Annotated in this window: 17 protein-coding genes; 16 read left to right on the plus strand and 1 reads right to left on the minus strand. The window is 32.3% G+C overall.

Annotated elements, in window-relative coordinates; translation table 11 throughout:
* The 14 genes from BMY33_RS14480 to BMY33_RS14545 all read left to right on the plus strand — a co-directional run bounded on the left by BMY33_RS14480 (position 1) and on the right by BMY33_RS14545 (position 17,978).
* Positions 1-3,225 carry an efflux RND transporter permease subunit gene (locus BMY33_RS14480; RefSeq protein ID WP_091409871.1) on the plus strand — a complete coding sequence of 1,075 codons (3,225 nt, stop codon included), beginning with the start codon at positions 1-3 and terminating at the stop codon, positions 3,223-3,225.
* Positions 3,197-4,567 carry a TolC family protein gene (locus BMY33_RS14485; RefSeq protein ID WP_425284226.1) on the plus strand — a complete coding sequence of 457 codons (1,371 nt, stop codon included), beginning with the start codon at positions 3,197-3,199 and terminating at the stop codon, positions 4,565-4,567. The genes BMY33_RS14480 and BMY33_RS14485 overlap by 29 nt, the downstream gene beginning before the upstream one ends.
* A 77-nt stretch (positions 4,568-4,644) precedes the next feature.
* Entirely contained in the window at positions 4,645-4,827 is a 183-nt protein-coding gene (locus tag BMY33_RS14490) for a CPXCG motif-containing cysteine-rich protein (RefSeq protein ID WP_091409876.1), read from the plus strand.
* Positions 4,828-4,973: 146 nt separating this feature from the next.
* Complete coding sequence (locus tag BMY33_RS14495) at positions 4,974-5,384, plus strand: response regulator (RefSeq protein ID WP_091409878.1); 411 nt, start codon at positions 4,974-4,976, stop codon at positions 5,382-5,384.
* A 46-nt stretch (positions 5,385-5,430) separates the two neighbouring features.
* Positions 5,431-5,976: a heme NO-binding domain-containing protein gene (locus BMY33_RS14500; protein ID WP_091409881.1), complete on the plus strand. Its 546-nt coding sequence runs from the start codon at positions 5,431-5,433 to the stop codon at positions 5,974-5,976.
* Positions 5,969-7,171 (plus strand): sensor histidine kinase, encoded by a 1,203-nt coding sequence (locus BMY33_RS14505; protein ID WP_091409883.1) that lies wholly within the window; start codon positions 5,969-5,971, stop codon positions 7,169-7,171. Before BMY33_RS14500 ends, BMY33_RS14505 begins: the two co-directional genes overlap by 8 nt.
* A complete protein-coding gene (locus tag BMY33_RS14510) occupies positions 7,168-8,301 on the plus strand; it encodes an FIST signal transduction protein (protein ID WP_091409885.1) in 1,134 nt (377 codons plus the stop codon). The genes BMY33_RS14505 and BMY33_RS14510 overlap by 4 nt, the downstream gene beginning before the upstream one ends.
* Before the next feature lie 3 nt (positions 8,302-8,304).
* Positions 8,305-9,357, plus strand: coding sequence for a sensor histidine kinase (locus BMY33_RS14515; RefSeq protein WP_091409888.1), 1,053 nt, complete (start codon positions 8,305-8,307; stop codon positions 9,355-9,357).
* Positions 9,358-9,364: 7 nt separating this feature from the next.
* Positions 9,365-10,465, plus strand: a complete 1,101-nt coding sequence (locus BMY33_RS14520; protein WP_091409891.1) for an FIST signal transduction protein — start codon at positions 9,365-9,367, stop codon at positions 10,463-10,465.
* Positions 10,462-11,625, plus strand: a complete 1,164-nt coding sequence (locus tag BMY33_RS14525) for a sensor histidine kinase (RefSeq protein WP_091409893.1) — start codon at positions 10,462-10,464, stop codon at positions 11,623-11,625. Before BMY33_RS14520 ends, BMY33_RS14525 begins: the two co-directional genes overlap by 4 nt.
* Positions 11,626-11,629: 4 nt before the next feature.
* Positions 11,630-11,950: an Hpt domain-containing protein gene (locus tag BMY33_RS14530; protein WP_091409896.1), complete on the plus strand. Its 321-nt coding sequence runs from the start codon at positions 11,630-11,632 to the stop codon at positions 11,948-11,950.
* Positions 11,951-11,963: 13 nt separating this feature from the next.
* Complete coding sequence (locus BMY33_RS14535; RefSeq protein ID WP_091409898.1) at positions 11,964-12,689, plus strand: LytR/AlgR family response regulator transcription factor; 726 nt, start codon at positions 11,964-11,966, stop codon at positions 12,687-12,689.
* Between the two features lie 389 nt (positions 12,690-13,078).
* Positions 13,079-13,696 (plus strand): matrixin family metalloprotease, encoded by a 618-nt coding sequence (locus BMY33_RS14540; protein ID WP_091409901.1) that lies wholly within the window; start codon positions 13,079-13,081, stop codon positions 13,694-13,696.
* Positions 13,697-14,018: 322 nt separating this feature from the next.
* Positions 14,019-17,978: a DUF6923 family protein gene (locus BMY33_RS14545; protein WP_091409903.1), complete on the plus strand. Its 3,960-nt coding sequence runs from the start codon at positions 14,019-14,021 to the stop codon at positions 17,976-17,978.
* A gap of 86 nt (positions 17,979-18,064) precedes the next feature.
* Here the strand turns inward: BMY33_RS14545 and BMY33_RS14550 are convergent, their stop codons facing one another.
* Positions 18,065-20,134, minus strand: coding sequence for a tetratricopeptide repeat protein (locus BMY33_RS14550; protein WP_091409905.1), 2,070 nt, complete (start codon positions 20,132-20,134; stop codon positions 18,065-18,067).
* 508 nt (positions 20,135-20,642) lie between these two features.
* Here BMY33_RS14550 and BMY33_RS14555 point away from each other — a divergent pair.
* Together BMY33_RS14555 and BMY33_RS14560 are read left to right on the plus strand one after the other, a co-directional pair.
* On the plus strand, positions 20,643-20,939 hold the full coding sequence (locus BMY33_RS14555; RefSeq protein ID WP_091409907.1) for an STAS domain-containing protein: 297 nt from the start codon (positions 20,643-20,645) through the stop codon (positions 20,937-20,939).
* Between the two features lie 24 nt (positions 20,940-20,963).
* Positions 20,964-21,263 carry an STAS domain-containing protein gene (locus tag BMY33_RS14560; protein ID WP_091409910.1) on the plus strand — a complete coding sequence of 100 codons (300 nt, stop codon included), beginning with the start codon at positions 20,964-20,966 and terminating at the stop codon, positions 21,261-21,263.
* The last annotated feature ends 21 nt before the right edge of the window (positions 21,264-21,284 follow it).

The raw sequence follows: 21,284 nt of genomic DNA on the forward strand, positions 1-21,284 counted from the left end.
ATGCGTAAAATAATCTCTTATTTTATTAGGTACCACGTTGCCGTTGATGTAATTGTAATTGCTTTTATTGCTTTCGGAATTTTTGGAGCAATATCACTTAAGTCTTCGTTTTTTCCACTTACTGATTCTAAAAATATTAATATAAGCGTTGTCTATCCAGGAGCTTCTCCATTAGAGATAGAAGAAGGTATTATACTTAAAGTAGAAGACAATCTTAAAGGTTTAGAAGGAGTAGAACGTGTTACTTCCACTTCTAGAGAGAATAGTGGAAATATTAATGTAGAAATCGAAAAAGGAAAAGATATCGATTTTATGTTGCTCGAAGTTAAAAATGCGGTAGATAGAGTGCCTTCATTTCCAACAGGAATGGAGCCTATTGTAACCTCTAAACAACAAGCAATTAGGCCTACAATAGATTTCGCAATAAGTGGTACAGATATACCTTTGGTTACTTTAAAACAGATTGCAAGACAAATTGAAAATGATCTTAGAGCAATAGATGGTATTTCACAGATTAGTATAAGCGGATATCCAGATGAGGAAATCGAAATTGCTGTAAATGAAAATAATCTACTAGCATTTAGGCTTAGCTTTAATGAAGTGGCTCAGGCAGTAAGTCAAGCTAATATATTAACTACCGGAGGTACTATTAAGACCAACGCAGAAGAATATCTTATACGTGCAAATAATCGATCCTATTATGCCAATGAACTCTCTAACTTAATTATACGTGCAGATGCATCAGGACGTACTATAAGACTTAAAGATGTTGCTGAAATTAGAGATCGTTTCTCGGAGTCGCCTAATGCCTCATATTTTAATGGAAATCTTTCTGTCAATGTTCAGATAACAAGTACTAATACAGAAGATTTAATTTCTTCGGCAGAGAAGACTAAAGAATATATAGAAGAATTTAATCAGAAGTATAATAATGTAGAGATTAATGTAATTAGTGATCGTTCTATTACGTTAGTGCAACGTACCAAATTGCTTACAGAAAATGCAATTATAGGGATGATCCTTGTGCTTATATTTTTGTCATTATTTCTAAATACTCGTTTAGCATTTTGGGTGGCATTTGGCTTACCAATTGCTTTTTTAGGAATGTTCGTATTAGCGGGATATTTTGATGTAACTATCAATGTTTTATCTCTTTTTGGGATGATTATTGTCATCGGTATTTTAGTAGATGATGGTATCGTAATTGCAGAAAATATCTATCAACATTATGAAAAAGGTAAAAGCCCAGTTCAGGCAGCAATTGATGGGACAATGGAGGTGATTCCTCCGATCGTTTCTGCTATTTTGACAACAATAATTGCTTTTGGTATTTTCCTATTTTTAGACGGACGTATTGGTGATTTCTTTGGAGAAGTTTCCGTTATAGTGATCCTTACTCTTGGAGTATCGTTGATAGAAGCATTGATTATTCTTCCTGCCCATTTAGCACACTCTAAAGCCCTAAAGGCAGAAGATAAAAGACCTAAAAGTGGTATTGCTAATTTGTTTTCGAAGTTACGATATGTCAATACTTTTGGGGATAAGATTATGAGATGGCTTCGTGATAACATCTATAGCCCTGCGCTTAGTTTTACATTAAAAAATAAGTTTTTCACCTTTTCTATCTTCATTGTAATACTAATATTCACCATAGGAAGTGTTGGTGGAGGAATTGTAAGAACTGCATTTTTTCCTCGAATTGCTAGTGATGTAATATCCGTAGACTTAGGGATGCCAAACGGTACCAATGAGAAGATAACGGATTCTATTATTTCTATGATAGAAGAAAAAGCGTGGCTTGTAAATAAAGAACTCAGTGAAGAGTTTTTGGTAGGAGAGGATTATGAAGGGAAACAGTTATTCGAAAATATAATCAGAAGTGTAAATTCTTCTTCTAATGCATCTTTACGTATTAATATGTTGCCAGGAGAAGAAAGACCTAACTCGGTTAACTCTGGTTTAGTAGCGAACAAAATCCGTGAGAAAGTTGGTCCTGTATTTGGTACGGAGCGTTTGATTTTTGGTTCAGGTGGAAATTTTGGAGGAAGTCCAGTTTCTGTTTCATTATTAGGAAGTAATATACAAGAATTAAAATCCGCAAAAGAGGAATTTAAAACCATATTGGAGAATGATTCTAGACTTAAGGATGTTGCTGATAATGACCCTGCAGGGATTAAAGAGATTAAATTAGAACTTAAGGAAAGTGCATATGCACTAGGACTTAATCTTAGAGATGTTATGGCGCAGGTACGAGGAGGGTTTTTCGGAATACAAGCCCAACGTTTTCAAAGAGGACAAGATGAAATAAGAGTTTGGGTGCGTTATGATAGAGAAAATAGATCCTCTATTCTGGACCTTGATAATATGAGAATTTCCACAGCTGCGGGAGAGAGAATACCTTTAAATGAAATAGTTGATTATTCGATTGAAAGAGGAGATGTAGCTGTCAATCATCTTGATGGAAGAAGAGAGGTTCAGATTTCTGCGGATCTAAAAGATGCTGAAACTACAAGTTCTACAGATATTTTAGATGAAATTAAGAACTCAATTATGCCGGAAATTATTGCAAAATACCCTACGGTGACCCCTTCTTACGAAGGACAAAATAGAGAAGCAGGAAAGTTTTTAGGTTCTTTAGGGCCTGTAGGTCTTACTGCATTAGCGTTGATATATATAACTATTGCTTTTACTTTTAGAAGTTACAGTCAACCATTGTTATTGTTATTACTAATTCCGTTGAGCCTTCCGGCAGTGGCGTTTGGACATTGGATACATGGATTTCCTATCAATATATTATCGCTTTTAGGAATTATAGCATTGATCGGTATTATGGTTAATGATGGGTTAGTACTTATAGGTAAGTTTAATAGTAATCTTAGGGCTGGAATGACTTTCGATAATGCAATTTATGAAGCCGGAAAATCTCGTTTTAGAGCAATTTTTCTTACTTCATTAACGACAATAGCAGGGTTAGCTCCTTTAATTTTTGAAGAAAGTCGTCAAGCAAAATTTCTTATTCCTATGGCAATATCTATAGCCTATGGTATTGGTTTTGCAACGGTACTTACATTGCTAGTATTACCATTGTTTTTATCATTTAGTAATACGTTGAAGGTAGGCGCCAAGTGGTTGTCAACAGGGAATAAAATCACAAAGGAAGAAGTAGAACGCGCTATAAAAGAACAAAAAGAGGAACATGAAGAGCAACATGAATTACAAGCATAGATACTTAATGAGATTCGTCTTGTTTTTGTTTCTAGTTAGTGGTAACGTTTTTGCCCAAAAATTAACAAAACAAGAAGCTATTAGATTAACATTAGAGAACAATTATGGAATTCTAATAGCAACCAATAATATAGATGCCGCAAAGAATAATAAAGGGCTATTAAATTCTGGCTATTTGCCTACGCTAGCAGCTAATGCAGGAGCAAATTATCAGGAGACCTCTTCTAATACTTCATTTCCTGGAGCAATCAATCCTGATACAGGATTGCCTAGAGAAGATATTGAAATTGATGGGGCCGAAACACAGAGATATAATGCATCACTTAATCTTAATTATACATTGTTTGATGGTTTAGGAAGATATTATAATTATAAAAGGTTAAAAGAGCAATATAACCTAACAGAATTGCAAGCTAGAGAAACGATTGAGAATACTTTATTACAGCTTTTTTCAGTCTATTATGAGATAGCTAGACTCACCGAGAATGAACAAATTCTCGAAGAAACTCTTCGGATTTCGAAGGAACGCGTAACTAGGTCAACGTATCAATTTGAGTATGGTCAAAACACCAAGTTAAATGTATTAAATGCACAAGTAGATGTAGCAAATGATAGTATTAATTTATTGAATACAAAACAACAACTATCGAATACTAAACGTGACCTGAATGTAATTGTGGATAGTGAATTAGAAAAACAATTTACGGTAGACACTATAGTAAAATTTATTTCTAGATTAGAAATAGATAGTTATTTAGAAAAATCAATAGATAATAATGTGTCTTTATTACAGAATGAAAGTAATATTAGAATTAGCGATTATGATCTAAAAGTTAGTAAATCAGGATATTTACCAACTATTGGTCTTACTGGTTCTTATGGTTGGAATGAAAATAGAAACCCCCCATCGGCTTTTTTTCCTGGCAATGTTGCTGACACCTATACTTTAGCAGGAGGACTGAGTTTGAGTTGGAATCTTTTTGATGGAGGTGGTACTATAACAAGAGTAAAGAATGCTAAAATAGCATTAGATTCACAAGAGCTAGCAAAGATTCAGGTAGAACAACAGGTTAAGAGGGATATTGCGAATGCCTTAGGGAATTATGATAACCGCCTTAAAGTTTATGAAATACAACAACAAAATGTAGTTACAAATCAAAATAATTTTGAACGCTCTAATGAGCGATTTAATTTAGGTCAGATCACTTCTATAGAGTTTAGACAAGCACAGATTAATCTGATACAAGCTCAGACTAATAAGACATTGGCTAAGTATGATGCTAAACTAGCTGAATTACAATTACTGCAGCTTACCGGGCAATTATTGAATATTGATTTTTAGAGTGACTAAAGCTGATAAGAATTCGTTGTGTTTTTAAGTAAATAGTACAAAGTTTCTAAGTTGAAATAAATAATTATATGTTCGAACATTTTTTTCAATGTCCATATTGTTGGGAACAGGTATCAATGTTATTAGATCCATCTGTTTCTTATCAGGTATATGTAGAAGATTGTGAGGTATGTTGCAACCCCATTGAATTACACCCAAGATTTGAGGATCAAATTTTGGTTTCCTTTGAAGCTCTTGATATAGAGCAGTAATAACCCTGTTTTTCCATTCGTCTACAGTAAACTACCACTCATCGATAGTTTAAATGATTCTAACGATGACCAAAGGATTACCTCCTTAAAATTATTGATTTTTACGGTATAAGAGCTACACCCGTAAGCGTAAAATTGATACCTAAATGAAAAATTTAAAAATCTTATTAATCGAAGACGATGAGATCGAAAGAATGAAGTTTACAAGAGTTCTGCAAAAGAACAACTATACATGTAAACTTCAAGAAGCAACAAACGGTGAAGAAGCCGTAGAAATTTTAGATGACGATACTAGAACTCCGGATCTTATATTATTGGATTTAAATATGCCAAAAATGAATGGTATTGAGTTCTTGAAAAGTTTAAAAAACAACAACAAATTAAAATATATTCCTGTTATAATTTTAAGTACTTCTAACAATCACCAAGATCTGAAAAGATGCTATGAAGAGGGGATTGCGGGATATTTAGTGAAACCATTGAAGTACGAAGAGTATGTAGAAAAAATAAAATCATTGATAGAATATTGGGGAAAAAATGAGTTAATTTCTGTTTGAACTACCAGAAAACCCGTAAATTAACTTACCAATTTAATACTATATTATGAAAGGAATTGTTTTTACTGAGTTTTTGCAACTTGTCGAAGATAAGTTTGGTCTAGAAATGGTAGATCAAATTATCGAAGAATCTAATTTACCATCTAATGGAGTTTATACATCAATAGGAACGTATGAGTTTTCTGAAATGTTAAGTCTTATTACTAGTTTAAGTAAAAATACTGACATAAAAACGGATGATCTTCTACTGACGTACGCGGAGCACTTTTTTAGTGTTTTAGCTTCAAATTATCCACAATTGATAGAACGCTATACAGATCCGTTGGATATGTTAGAGTCTATAGAAAATCACATTCACGTAGAGGTAAGAAAAATTTACCCTAATGCTGAACTTCCTACCTTTCAGGTATTAGAAAGAACACCTAATACCTTATCCATGATATACAAATCAAGTCGAGCAATGTATAGCTTTGGGTTAGGTCTAATGCACAAAACATTTGAACATTTTAACAAAAGGGCTGTTATATCTTATGATAAATTAAAAGATGATGGAACCGAAGTTAAATTTATGATTCAAATGAAAAATGGGTGAACTTAATGCTAATGTATTGCAAAGAGCACTTGCAAGGGAAAAAGCAGCTCGTAAACAAGCCGAGGGGATTCTAGAAGATAAATCAAGAGAGCTATACGAAGTCGCACAAGAATTAAAAGAAGTTCTAGCGAAAAAAAGTTCTGAGCTTCAGGGAATGTCTGATAATCTCGTAGACGCATATGTTCTAATGAAAGTGAACGGTGATGTAATAGAGATGAATGAGGCAGCAAAAGAATTATTCGGTTATGATATTAATCAAGAAAAACTTAATGTAATTTCCTTGATATATAAAGATGATTTTGACTATGCCTTGGAGTCTTTTCAGCAATTAGTAACTAAAGGATCTTTTACGGATTATGTAGCTAGAGCAGTAACCAAAAGTAATGGTATTAGAACAGTCCATATTAATGGAAGTGTTATCAGAGATAAAGACAATAAGGCAATAGCCGCGCAAGGAATTGTGCGAGATATTACGGATCAGATAGAGGCCGAAAAATTAAAAGAAGAATTACTCAAAAATTTAGAGCAAAGTAATAAAGAGTTAAATGATTTTGCGCACGTGGTATCCCATGATTTGAAATCACCTTTGCGTAGTATGAATGCACTTATTAATTGGTTAAAAGAAGATTATGAAGATAAGTTAGATGAAAATGCAGTAACCTCTTTTAATGCTTTACTCAATAAAATTGAAAAAATGGATCACATGATTGATGGGATTCTAAGTTATTCGAGTATTGATAGAAATGAAAAGACTGGAAAAAAAGTAAGTCTGGATAAAGTAGTATCCGATATATTAGAAATGATATATGTTCCGGAAACATTTAGTATCAATATTCATGATACGCTTCCTACGATGATGGGTGATCGATTTAGGTTTCAACAATTATTTCAAAATATCATCAGTAATGCGATAAAATATAATGATAAAGAAAAAGGAATTTTGGATATTAAATGCAATGATATCGGCAGTTTTTGGGAAATTACCCTTGCCGATAATGGCCCAGGAATTCCAGAAGCATACCACCGTAAAATCTTTGAGATTTTTCAAACAGCTCAGGATAAATCTAAATCCACCGGAATTGGACTGTCGATTGTAAAAAAGATAGTTAATATGTATGGTGGAGAGGTCGATGTGTCCTCAGAAGAAAACAAAGGCACCACTTTTTTATTCACTCTTAAAAAACCTTCTATATGAAAATTCAACAGTACGAAAGAAAGAAAAATGGCAATTGGGAACCAATTTCATCATATGATGAAAAGCTTAAAAACCCATTGGTGTTAGTATTTGGAAACCGATTTATTATAGAAAAAGAACCCATTTTAGATGAGATAAAAGCTTTATTTAATGAAAGTGAAGTGATCATAGGTTCTTCTGCCGGAGAAATTTTGGGAGCAAATGTTACTGAAGGGACTATTTCTTTAACAGCTATAGAGTTCGAAAATAGTTCTATTAAATTAGGTCATCAAAACATTTTGGATACTCAGAAGGATGCTTTGGAAACTGGAAAAAGATTGGCAGATCAATTACCTTCAGAGAATCTGAAACACATTTTTATTGTTAGCGAAGGTAGTTATGTTAATGGCTCTGCTTTAATAGATGGAATAGAAGCGATACACAAAGATATACCGTGTACAGGAGGATTATGTGGAGATGATGCTAGGTTTGAAAAAACGTTAGTAGGATATAACGAAAATCCAAAAGAAGGAGAAATTGTAGCGGTTGGGTTTTATGGAGATAGTTTACAGATTACCAGTGCTCAATATGGAGGATGGACTTCTTTTGGACCAGAACGTATCATCACAAAATCAGATAACAATGTGTTGTTTGAACTAGACAATCAACCAGCTCTAGATTTGTATAAGAAATATTTAGGCGATAAAGCCTCAGAATTACCACAGTCAGCACTTTTATATCCCTTAAGTGTAAAAACAGAAGGAAGAAAAGAAGCGATCGTAAGAACCATTCTTTCTATCGACGAAGAAAAAAATGCGATGATTTTGGCGGGAGATGTGCCAGAAGGGTCGGTTGTTCAACTAATGATGGCCAATATTGATAAGATTGCGGATGGAGCTTCTAAAGCTGCAGAAATAGCTATGGAATCCAGAGACAAGGATCCTCAATTAGCATTATTAGTAAGCTGTATAGGAAGAAAATTGGTAATGGATCAAAGAGTAGAAGAAGAAATTGAAGAAGTTATTGAAGAAGTAGGAGAAAATGCTGTGATAACTGGTTTTTATTCTTATGGAGAGTTAGCACCATTTAGTAATAGTACACGATGTGAGCTTCATAATCAAACGATGACGTTAACCTTATTGAGTGAATAAAGAATGAATTCATTACTGAAGAGGCAGATAAGAAAAAAATTATCTGATGATTTAAAAAATCATCCTGAAATCCAGGAGTTTTTGGCTGCTATTGATGGTTCGTATAGCACCTATGAAGAGCAGTTTACGATGTTGCAAAGAGCGATGTCAATAAGTTCGCAAGAATTATTTGACGCTAATATACAATTAACCGAAGAAGCGAAACGACAACGATTAGTTATAGAACGACTAAATGATGCTATAAAAACACTTCGATCGATCGATAATAAAAAAGACAAAGAAGTAACAACAAATATAGAAGATCTTACAGGTATTGAATTAGCTACATTGATTGAAGAACAGGCGGCTAAAATCTCTGATTTTGAAAAACAGAGAGCTAAAATGTTGAAGGACCTAGAAAAGAGTAATGAAGAATTAACGAGTTACGCACAAGTTGTTTCTCATGATTTAAAATCTCCATTACGAAATGTAAGTGCATTAATAAGCTGGATAAGGGAAGATGCAGATGAGTTGAGCGGAACTGTTTTAAGTCACTTTGGGCATATAGAACAAAATATAGAAAAAATGGATAGTATGATCGGAGGAATTTTGGAATATTCCTTGATCGATAAAAAAGATAAAATTGTAAATGAGGTAAATTTAAATGTATTGATATATCAAACAATAGAATCATTACATGCGCCAGATTTTATAGAGTTTAGTATAGATAATAAACTTCCGACAATAAGGAAAGATCCACATAGGGTTAAGCAATTATTTCAAAATTTGATTAGTAATGCGATCAAAGGAATGGATAAAGAAGAAGGGTATATTTATATTGGATCAAAAGAAGAAGAAGAATATTGGAAATTTTACATAAAAGATAACGGGAAGGGAATACCGGATAAATATCACGAAAAGATTTTCAAAATATTTCAAAGTATTGATTCTACAGAAGAATCAACTGGTATTGGACTATCTATAGTTAAAAAAATCATAGACTACTATGAAGGAAAAATTTGGTTGGAATCAGTCGTCGGAAAAGGGACTACCTTTTTCTTTACGATAAAAAAATGAAAAAAATATGTTTATAAGTTCTACAGACCCCCATAATGTAGCAGCTAAAATAAAGGAAAAAGCAGCTGGAAGAAAAGTAATTTTAACGGTACCAGAAAAAACAATACTGGACATACCTCAATTAGTTGAAGAATTAAATAAACTGGATGTTCAGTTTATGGGAGGAATATTTCCGAAAATTATTTATCAAAATGGCCTTTATGATGAAGGTATTGTTGTCAATTTTGTTGATCGCGTTGCTACCCTTTTTGTTACTCAAAATTTAAGAGAAAAAGATTTTACAATTCCATCTGCTCCTTTAGATAGAGAAAAAGACTATTGTGCTTTTACTATGATTGATGGTTTGACAGGTAATATTTCTAATTATTTATCAGAGTTGTATAGGGTGTTCGGTACTAACTGTCTGTATTTAGGAGGCGGTGCAGGAAGTCTCACTTTAGAACAAAAACCTTGTGTATTTAGTAATGAAGGTTTTTTTATGAATGCAGCTATTACGATTATTTATGAAACATCAGGCAGTATTGGTGTACAACACGGATGGGAAAAAATAGAAGGACCAATTATAGCTACCAAAACCGATAAAAATATAATACAAGAACTTAATTGGAGAAACGCTCTCGAGGTTTATAAAGAGATCGTTAAATCTGATTGTGGAAAAGAATTGAATGAAGATAATTTTTTCGATATAGCAAAATCGTATCCATTCGGAATTGTAAAGGATAATTCTGAATGTGTAGTTAGAGATCCAATTGCTACTAATGATAAGGGAGAATTGATCTGTGTAGGAGAAGTATTTAACAATACGATGTTGGATGTATTAAAAGGCAAAGAAGAAAATTTACTTGAATCTGCTAATAAGGCAGCTCAATTAGCCGTAGAAAGTTTCCCTAATCCAACATCAGCAGTTATAATTGACTGTATATCAAGAACATTGTTTTTAGAAGATCATTTTCAGAAAGAGTTAGATAACGTAGTAAGTCTTTTGAAAAAGGAAAATGATCAAATGTTTATTGGAGGAGCATTAACGTTAGGAGAAATATCTTCTTTTAATGGGTATTTAGAACTTTTTAACAAAACTATTGTAATAGGATTATTTGGTAGAAAATGAGTGTAAATATTAACAAACATATCGCAGATATTTTGCAGCTCCACGAGTATTCTATGTCCATAGGCAGGACTTTGGACTTTGATAAAAATTGTGATAATTTTTTAAAATTATTGCTTGCTCGTAAAAACTTGAGTGGATGCTGCGTAATTTCAAAAAAAGAAGATGAATATATAAGGTCTTATTCTTATCCTGTCGGCTTGGTGGATGATAAAATGATGGAGCATAGTGATTTTTTAAATGATTGTTTTAAAGATGAAACTATAAAGACTGGTATGTTTGTAGAAGATGAAGAAGAAATGAATTCATCCTGTAGAACCGAGGGATCTTGGTTGTTTTTTAACCTTAAGAATAATAAAGGCTTAATGCTAATTAATCATAAAGGATCCCCGTTTGACGAAGTAGAAATTAATCAATTATCTCCAATAATGGATAAATTTTCAATTTCTCTAAAAGCTTGCGAATCTTTTACCAAACAAGATAATTTATTAAAAAGATTAACATCTCAAAACAAGGAGCTTAGAGAATTCACACAGGCAATTTCACATGATTTGAAATCACCTCTAAGAAATATTGTAACCTTAATCGCTTGGACTAAAGAAGATGGTGAAAATCTACAGGAAGATGTGGTTCAAAATTTAGAAAACATTGAGTACAACATAGAAAAAATGGACAACCTTATTAAAGGTTTACATACCTACTCGACAATTGATAAGTTCGAAGAGAATGATAAAGAAATTGATTTAGAACCTTTCTTAGGAGAGATTATAGAATCATTGATAATACCAGACGAAGTGCAATTTCATATAGAAAGTAATGCGTCTAAATTATTTATGTATCCTACATTATTTCAAAATCTTTTTTATCATTTGATCAGCAATGCTGTCAACAGTATGGATAAAGAAAAAGGAGAAATTTATATTAATATTAAGGAAGAAGAATCATATTTAAAGTGTAGTGTAAGGGATAATGGAAAGGGAATCCCTGAAAAATATCGAGAACGAATTTTTCAACTATTCGAAAGTATAGATTCTAAAAAAGAGTGTATTGGTATTGGATTACCGATTGTGAAGAAAATTGTAGATTATTATAAAGGTGATATACGGTTAGAATCGGAAGTTGGTAAAGGCACTACACTTTTCTTCACCTTACAAAAAGAGTAAAAACATGATAGAAACCCCAAACTTAGACTACATTAAAGACCTTGCGGCAGGTTCTGAAGAATTTGAACAAAAGGTAATTGGAATAATAAAGAAAGAATTTCCAGAAGAAAAAAAAGAATTTTTAAAAAATTATAATGCAAAAGCCTATATTGAAGCTGCAAAAGATGTTCACAAGCTAAAACATAAAATTGGAATGTTTGGATTCGACGCTCAGTATAAAGTTACTGTTGCTTTTGAAGAAGATTTAAAAAAAGATGACACTTCGCTATATCCAAAATTTATGCTAATTTTAGAGAGTATTGAAGATTTTTTGAAGGTTATATAAAAACATTACGCTTATGAATTGTATTATTATTGATGATGAAGAAACTGCAAGATTAATTATTCGACAACTTTGTTCTCAGGTAGATCAATTGAATGTGATTGAAGAATTTCCAAACGCAATTCAGGCTATCAAATTCTTAAATAGTAATTCGATTGATTTAATATTTTTAGATATTCATATGCCTGATTTTACAGGTTTTGATTTTATACAGACTTTAAAGAATCCTCCAAAAATAGTGCTAACCACTTCTGACGAAAAATTTGCTCTAGAAGCATTTGAATATGAATGTATAGTGGATTATTTGGTAAAGCCTATAACATTACCACGTTTTGTTAAAGCCATCCAAAAAGCAGAAAGCACGCCAGATATAACACCGGTTTCTACCGCTGTACAGGATAAAAAAGAACCTTCAGGAATCTCCTCCGGAGAGAATGATCTCTATGTAAATATTGATAGAAGGTTGATAAAGATTGATATCCCAACAATTTTAATCATTGAAGCAAAGGGAGATTATATTCTTATCAAAACAGAAAGACAGAACTATACAGTACATTCTACGTTAAAAAAGATAGAGGAGAAATTACCGGATGACCTTTTCTTAAAAGTTCATAGGTCCTATATAATAAATATCAAAAGGATTATCGATATTGAAGATAACAGTGTTTTAATTGCAAAAGATGTTATTCCTGTGAGTAGATCTAATCGTCCGGAATTGATGAAACGCCTAAACTTATTATAATAAAATAGTCCAACATTAATAAAAGTATGTACTCAATGGGTCTAATTGTAGTATCCATTGAGTAAATTAATACGCATACCGTATAAAAAATGCATTAATCTTTATAATATGATTAGTGCATTTTTCTTTTTTAACTCTTTTATGAGAAACCATTCGTCGATACACCCCTTAATTTAGTGCCGTCACAGCCTCATATACCCCATCTATCGAAAATCGATGAAACGCCTGATCTTCAATAAAATACCGATTCATCGATAGATATCTACCACTCACCGAAAAATCTCGTTTAAACACCTATATCTAGGTAGCTTTAAAGTAATGAAACGGAAAAGTATGCGCGCCTAAAATTAAGTTTCTGATTATTTATAAACCCCTAATCTTCAGAAATTATGAAAAAATTGTTACCTATTATACTGATCCTCTTAACTACCTATTCATGTTCAGTAGAAGATGATTCCGCACCATTATTCATAGAACCAATATTTGTGGATAATCCAACAGCAAAGTTGCTTGTTGATATAATATATGTAGTTCCTTCAGAAAATCATGATAAGTCAATGTATCAATTGGATGAAGCTAAATATCTTGAATTTCTAAATGGTTGTTTTTTTAATAGAAACGATATCGGAATAGAAATGGGAGAATCAAGAGTCGTTATTAATAGCGAATTGTATGACCTTAAGGATAATAGAGGTAATGAATCAGCAGTATTTAGTAGAGAAACCCAAGATTCTTATAAACAAGATCGCTTGAATATATATGTAATACCTAGAACTAATACAATTGCTATCGCTGGTATTGGACTTAGACAAAGAGCTTTAATCACGGATGAGTTTTTATTTCAATCTACAAGTCCACACGAAATAGGACACGCTCTTGGACTTTTTCATTGCGATGTAGAGGGAAATATTATGACACGAGTTAGACCTTATCTAAGAAAAGATTTTGATGGAAATCAAATTAACACAATGAGAGAGCGTATTTTAAGTATTAATTCTGATGAATAAAACTAATAAACCAATGATCTCATAATATAATAAACTAATAAACCTTTTCAAGAAAACATTCTGATAAATTTAATTCGCACAGAATACAAAATAGTTTAGAGATTATGATTTGAAGATTTGAGTTTGGTTTTGTTTTTGCCCCAGAGAGCGGAATAAATGATTATTTATTCCGCTCTCTTATTTAATATTATTGCCTAATTCCCACTTATCTAACAAACTAAACCATCCAACGGGCTAGAAAGTGCACGGAACGAGTATTTTACTAATTATCTACAAGTCTTAATTAATTTTGGAGTAATCCAAACCGAAAATCTATATTGTTATGAGACGAATCTTTACTTTTTTAACCGCAATAATAAGCTTATCAATTTCTGCTCAGCAGGAGTTTGATTGTAATGATGGAACGTTTTATCAAGTAATTTCAGGATCTATGAAAGCGTACGATCCAATTACGGGATCATATTCAGAGGCGTTACATTCCTACAGCTCATATAATGCTGGAGGATATAATGCTGTAGATAATTTTTTATATGGAATAAAGAGTGGTGACGATCACTTACTACGAATAGCAAAAGACATGATTATCGATCTAGGAGCAGTAGCTCCTAATGGTACTACAGTCTTTGGAGGTGGTTATGCTGCAGATGTAGATCCTGATGGGAATTTATGGGTATTTCAGAACAATAATAAAAGAACTTTTCATAAGATAACGAATCTAAAAGATTACGATGGGAGTTATTCCCCGCAATTCGAGATTGTAGAAGCAGATGTTACCGCGCCAAGTACTTGCGCGGACATAGTATATGTTAACGGTGCTTTTTATGGAGGAAGTAGAGGTAAGTTGTTTAAATGGGATTTATCTACTGGAACTCCTGTTTTTTCAAGTAAGACTGTAGCAAACCTCCCATCTAGTACCTTTGGAGCAGCATATGCAGACACAGATAATAGATTATATGTTTCGGATAATAATGGAGGTTTATATTTAATCAATGATTATGAAGGAGCAAATCCTACAGCTACACTATTAAACTTAACAGAAACAACCAATTCCAATGATGGATTTAAATGTGCTAGCGGTATTTCTCCTTTGGATAAAGATGCTGATGGAATTTTAGATTCTATGGACGCGGATGTAGATGGAGACGGGTTATCTAATATAGTAGAATGTAATGGTACAGATCCATATGGAGATAGTGACGATGACGGGATGTTTAATTATTTAGATAACGATATAAGTGGAAATGGAGATAATGTAGTACAAGATGCTTTTGATAGAGATAGTGATGGAAATCCTGATTTCTTAGATATTGATTCTGATAATGATGGAATTTATGATATAGTAGAAGCTGGAGCAGGAAGTAATGATACGAACAATGATGGGGTTTGTAACAATCAAGATGCTGGATATCAAGATACCGATAATGATGGGATTGCTGATGCATTCGATACAGATCAGTTAGGCACAGATTTCATTCCATTAGATACAGACAATGATCAAGTTTATGATTGTTATGATATTGATTCTGATAATGACGGGATTATTGATTTAATAGAAGGGCAAGATTCGACTACATTTTTAGGACTTTCTAATACGGATGAAGATAAAGATGGGTTAGATGATAATTTTGATCCTGATTTCGGAGGGTCAACGAATGGAGATGTTGATACCGATGGAGATAACGATTATAATCATTTAGATGTAGATTCTGACAACGATGGTATTTCTGATAATACGGAAGCTTATGATAGTGATGGAGATGGAATTGCTGAGACTACTGCTTCAGGAATTGATTCTGATAATGATGGTTTAGATGATCACTATGATCAAAGAAAAACTGGTTTTGATTCAGAAAATGGAGGTCAGACTCCAGCAAGTTTTCCAATACCGGCAATCTGTGATAGATATAACTATTTAGGAGATTTCGATTCTAATGGAAAGCCATTATACCTTGATGGTCAGGATGTAGTGAATCAAGAAACTGTTGATATGATTAATAATGCATTACCAGAAGGATATCCAGTACCGGATTTTAATCCGCACTATATTTCATCTGGATACGATACAGATGTAGTTTTACAAGAAAATGCTGAAATTTGGATCACGTTTGTAGGAGAAGGAGCAGGTTATAAAAACACGTTAGGTTTTTATACATATGATGCAGACAATCCTTACGAAACAATTCCGCAGCCAGAAGATATTACTATTATTTTTCCTAATGTTTCTGCAGTAGGAAGTGGTGGAGATTTAGAAGTAGGTGATAAAGTGAGTATCGGTAGTTTTCCTCCTAATACAGGTATAGGATGGGTGTTGTTAGCGGATGCTTGGAAAGATGGATGTGTTGATACAGGTAACTGGCAATTGTATTCTAATCCAGATTATAATCCGGAAAGTGATGAAACTTTAAGATATCATAATGTATTACTTAATGATCCAGATTCTGAAAGAATAATTTTAGGATTTGAGGATATAAGAAGAGATTACGCTTCTTGTGATCAGGATTTTAATGATGCATTATTCTATATTACAGCAAGTCCAATAACGGCGATTAAAACAGATAATTATGCAGACATAAATAGTGCTACAGATGTAACTTCGGCTAATGACGGAGGATTAGAAAGTAATGGTGATTTGGCAAGTTTAATAGCGCAACGTAATTTTAACAGAACGAAGTCAAATACAATTTTTAATACAAAAAAATCGCAGAGAAAGTTTCAACCTGGTGTTGTATCCTATAAGTCGAGCAACAATGAAGATTTAAGTCTTTATTTCCCAACTACAGGAGTGGCAGGTTCAGAATCTACGTATGTATCTAGTCCAGAAGATTTACTTGGGATTACCAATGCCAATTCAGTATTCTCTGTAGACTATTATCAAAATGAAGAAAGAGTAGCTGCAGGATTAGCAACTACAACAACAGGAAATATTTATGACCATTCTAAGACGATATGTGATCGTCTTAACGGATCTAAATTATTAGACTTAAGAACCGTAGAGATCAGAAATCATACCATTATTAGTACACGAATTGAAAGAGCTACAGGAGAAATAGAATATGCTTTGACTTTTTCTATAAAAGAGGGAGAATCTGAAAATGAAATCTATAGTTTATGGAATATCGATAGTTACCCAGAAGGAGATTATACAAACTTCCAGGTTTGGGGAGGTTCTGTATCACAAGTAGCTAATATTGCAAACCATATTTTAGATACTTTTATTTCTGATAAACCGATGAGAAGTCACGAAGTAACTAATAGAATACCATCTGTATTTGTAGAAAAAGGAAGATATGATAACGGACAACTTATATTAGATATTGTTAATAAGGAAGGAGTTTCATCTATGAATTTCAATGGAAATATAAGAAATACCGAATTATCTTCTGAAGAAGGATTATCTCAGATAGTTTCTTTATCAGGAGTATATAGAGAGCAAGTTACTATCGATACTGGGTTTTTATTCGATATAGGATTTTCTATAACTGGTGATAACTCAGCTCAGATAGATGCTTTATATCTAGCAGACGGTCCTTGGGGACTTGATTATGGAAATGAAGGAGTAGTTTTAGAAACTTTTGAAGTTCTAGAACAAACAGAAGTAGCATCTGATGATAACTACACTGTGGAAAGAGGTATATCAGTAAAAGGTGAAGTGAAGGAAACAGTAAATATTTTTAGAAACATAGTAGCAGGAGATGCTACATTGAATGTGGAGGATTATGATGCACTACAGTTTGAGATGACTACTACAAGAGATATAGAAGTTATTATTGTAACTAAAGATCTAACGGATTGGAATGATAGACTTAGGTTTACAATAAATGCAAATGCTGTTAGTACATTGTATAATATTGAATTCTCGGATTTTGTGAATGCACAACAGTTGTCAATTGATGTTACAGATATAAGAAGTGTTGTATTCTCGGTTCAGGGAGATTATCAAAATTTTTCAGACTTTGACGTAGAGATTCAGAAAGTAGCTTTTACAAACAATACAGTATTAAGTACGGAGGAGCATGAAATTCAAGAGAAAGTAGCAAATGTAATGAACTACCCTAATCCTGTTCAGAGCGCTACGTTTATTAGAGTGCCAGAAACATTACAAGGAACGATCAAGATTATGGTTGTTGATATGTTAGGAAGAATTGTAAGAAACGAAGAATTACAAATGATTTCTGCTACAGAAGCAAAGTTTGATGCTAAAGAGTTACATACAGGTATCTATAAGTACATCGTATCTGATTCTAATAATAAAATATATCAAGGTAGTCTTATGAAAGAATAATTAAAGAGAAGAGTTAGGTTGAGTTTTGGGGTCAAATAGCGAGAATAAATATTTTATTCTCGCTATTTTTCATGAAAGTTAGGTTATTACAACCTTAGTTTTTCAATTTTTTTATTGAAAATAGGTTTTTTTAAGAAGTACCATTTTAGTCTAAAGCCAATTTCCGTGAATTCAAATCCAGCTGCAGTGGCTGAAGCGATATTACTGTATTTGCCATAAAAATTTGCTGTAAATCTCTTAGAAAAATGGTGCCCTATCTTACCTTCAGCTCTAAACGTAGTTGATGCAGGATCTTCTTCGACAAACTGGCGACCCAAAGCAGCACTAAGACTGTAGAACCAATCATTATTTTGATTGTTTAGTATTTCGGCAAAAATCTCTACTAAGTTAAATGATGAAGGGCTAAAATATATAGTTGGGACTTGGTTTTTAAAAGATATATATTGATAATTCAATCCAACCTTTAATACGGGTCTGTTTAATACATTATAATATAATGATGTGAAGAGTAAATTTCTACTATTATCATCAGATTGAGAGGTGTAGATAGCTTGCGTGTACCATCCTAAATTAAAATTAGTGCCTAAATTATAATTGATAGAATAATTATTCATGACTATTTCCCTATCAATAAGGTCCGCATTAAAGTTTTGGAATTCTCTTTTATATCCTATATCTAAACTCTGAAGCTTAAAAGGTTTAGTACTTAAGGTAACTTCTGCAATAATCCCTGAATAACTATCTGTTTCTGCATTAGAGTTATTTAATCCTAAAGAAGTTTTTAGACTAATTTTACCGCTAAATTTATAATCCAAACCAATTGAAGCTTCCTGTGACTCAGCTTTAATATTGGTTCTGGTATTTTCGGTTGATCGAAAAGAATAGCTGCCTTTTATCTTTAGCTTAGTAGATAAAGGTATTTCAGTATTAAAACTTGTACTAATAGCTTCATTATCTCCATTATCAAAAGTGAATGCTGTTTTGTTTTCAACAAAAGGAGTGTGAGAAATTTTTAAGTCAGAAATTAATTTTTCCGCATCTGACTGTTTCGGATAATAGGAGAGCGTTTTAAATGCAAATTCATACGCTTTCATATCCAGGCCAGAAGCTCTATAGGCATTAGCAATCCCAAGATTGCCATCAAAAGAACTTTTATCAGAATCAAGAATAGTACTGTATTGATCAAGACTCATTCCAAAATCACTGGTGTACATTCCATAAGTTGCTTGTAGGCTTGATAATTTAGAATTACCAGGGTATTTGTTTTTAAGTTCATCAATAGAAGTTTTAGCATCCTTAAATTTTCTATTCCAAAACAAGGCTTGTACGTATCTTTCGTAAGAACTAAGAAGAATTTCATTGTCCGATTCTAGGGTTTTGGCTTTTTTCAAAGATTCCTTAGCTAAATCAAGCGCTTTTTTTTCTTTATGCATTTTATGAGCAACGAGTGATAATCCTTGTAATGATATGATACTATCCTTACGGTTTTTTGCAGTTTTATAATACATCTCTTCAGCATCAGCATACTGATTAATCACTAAATAAATATTTGCTTTGTTTAGTAATGTATCTTTGTCATCAGGGAAATCTTCTAAATTTTGGTCTAAAAGAGTTAAAGCTTTATCATACTCTTTATTTTGAGACAAAGTAAAGGCATACCCGAGTCTAATATATTTTCTAGATACTAGTGCATTGTTATTACCAACTTGTATTTCTAAGGCTTTATTTACAGTTTCTAGAGCAGAAGGATACTTTTTTAAATTAGAAAGCGTATTAGCATAACCAAGAACAGCGGCAAAGCTATTTGGTTTTTCTTTTACGATACGCTCATAATATGTTTCAGCTGCATTAAAGTTTTTATCCCATAATAATGATTCAGCATAATTAAGTTTTATCTCGTAATCATCAGGATACATTGTTTTTAATTCTGTAAAAATAGCTACGGCTTTTTTGGATTCACCAAGAAGACCAATTGCCCTACCATAGCATAATTTTGCTGTTCGGTTATCTGGATATTCTTGAAGGATATTTTGAAAAAAGACTTTGGCTTTATCGTATGCACCATTCTCGAGATGATTAAATCCTTCTTTCATATCCTGTCCCATAGAGATATGGCTAATACAAAGAAAGAGCATTAAAAATAATACTTTGTTCATAGACAATTTTTCATTGTTAACAAGGTAAGAATATCTTTTCAGAATATTTTTTTATTAGTATAATCTTTACATAAAGTTTAGGTAGTTAAGGTATGTCTTTGTCTTAATAACGAAAAACATTAACGTACTTTTTTTAAGGGAATTTTCAACTTTTTATTCGGATTTATATAATTTGAAATGAAAATAAGGCTTATTAAATGTTAAAAAGAATACTTAGAGGAGGTTTTTTCTTCCTAAAAAAGTTAATTAAAAGTTAAAATAACCGATAAAAAACAAGTAAAACGGTTGTAATACACGGATTTTGATTCAGACCTTAATTTTGTTGTGGTTTTACAGTAATGTTTAGCCGGCTAATATATCTAAATTTACATAAGACTGATTAATAGTTATTTATAATCAATCTGTTATTTTTCACCATTCATCTATACTAACTTGTAGCTTATCTAAAATTAGAGTTTAGAATTAAAAAGGAAAGACATCTTTGCAGTATAACCTAAAATAAAATGATATGGCACTTAAAATAACTAATAATTATGGAGTTTATGAATTAGAAGGAAATGTTGAAGGAACAAATACAATGTCACTGAAACATCATTTTGAACAATTAATGAGCTCTTCTGAAAAGATTATTCTATCTCTAGAAAAAGTTAAGAGAATTGACGCCCATGGAATTCAGGTATTGACTAATTTATATAGAAAAGCAATCAAGAAAAATAAGATTTTCTATATGATCGGATCCGAAAACCATATGATTACGAAAGCCTTTGGTAAAGTTAATTATATGATTAGAAAAGATTTTGTTTAAAAAATAACCCCAAAATTAAAGATCATGGAATTAGAAATAAATAACGTCAATGGAAAAATAGAGGTAATAGGAGATTTTACATCTCAAAATGTCCATAAAGTAAAAGAACATTTTAATTACTTATTAGATCATTATGAAGAAGTTGTAATGTGTCTTAATAAAGTAAAGAGGATCGATGAAAAAGCGTTACCTGTTTTGAAAAAAATTTATACTAAAGCTCAAAGAAGAAGTAAAGTATTATTTATCCTAGGGATAAGTAACAAAATAGTTTTTAAATTCTTAAAAAGAAATAAACTTACACATATATATAGAAATGATTACTAGCACATTCATTCCAAAACTCAC

Source organism: Aquimarina amphilecti, from assembly GCF_900109375.1.
Classification (GTDB): Bacteria; Bacteroidota; Bacteroidia; order Flavobacteriales; family Flavobacteriaceae; genus Aquimarina; species Aquimarina amphilecti.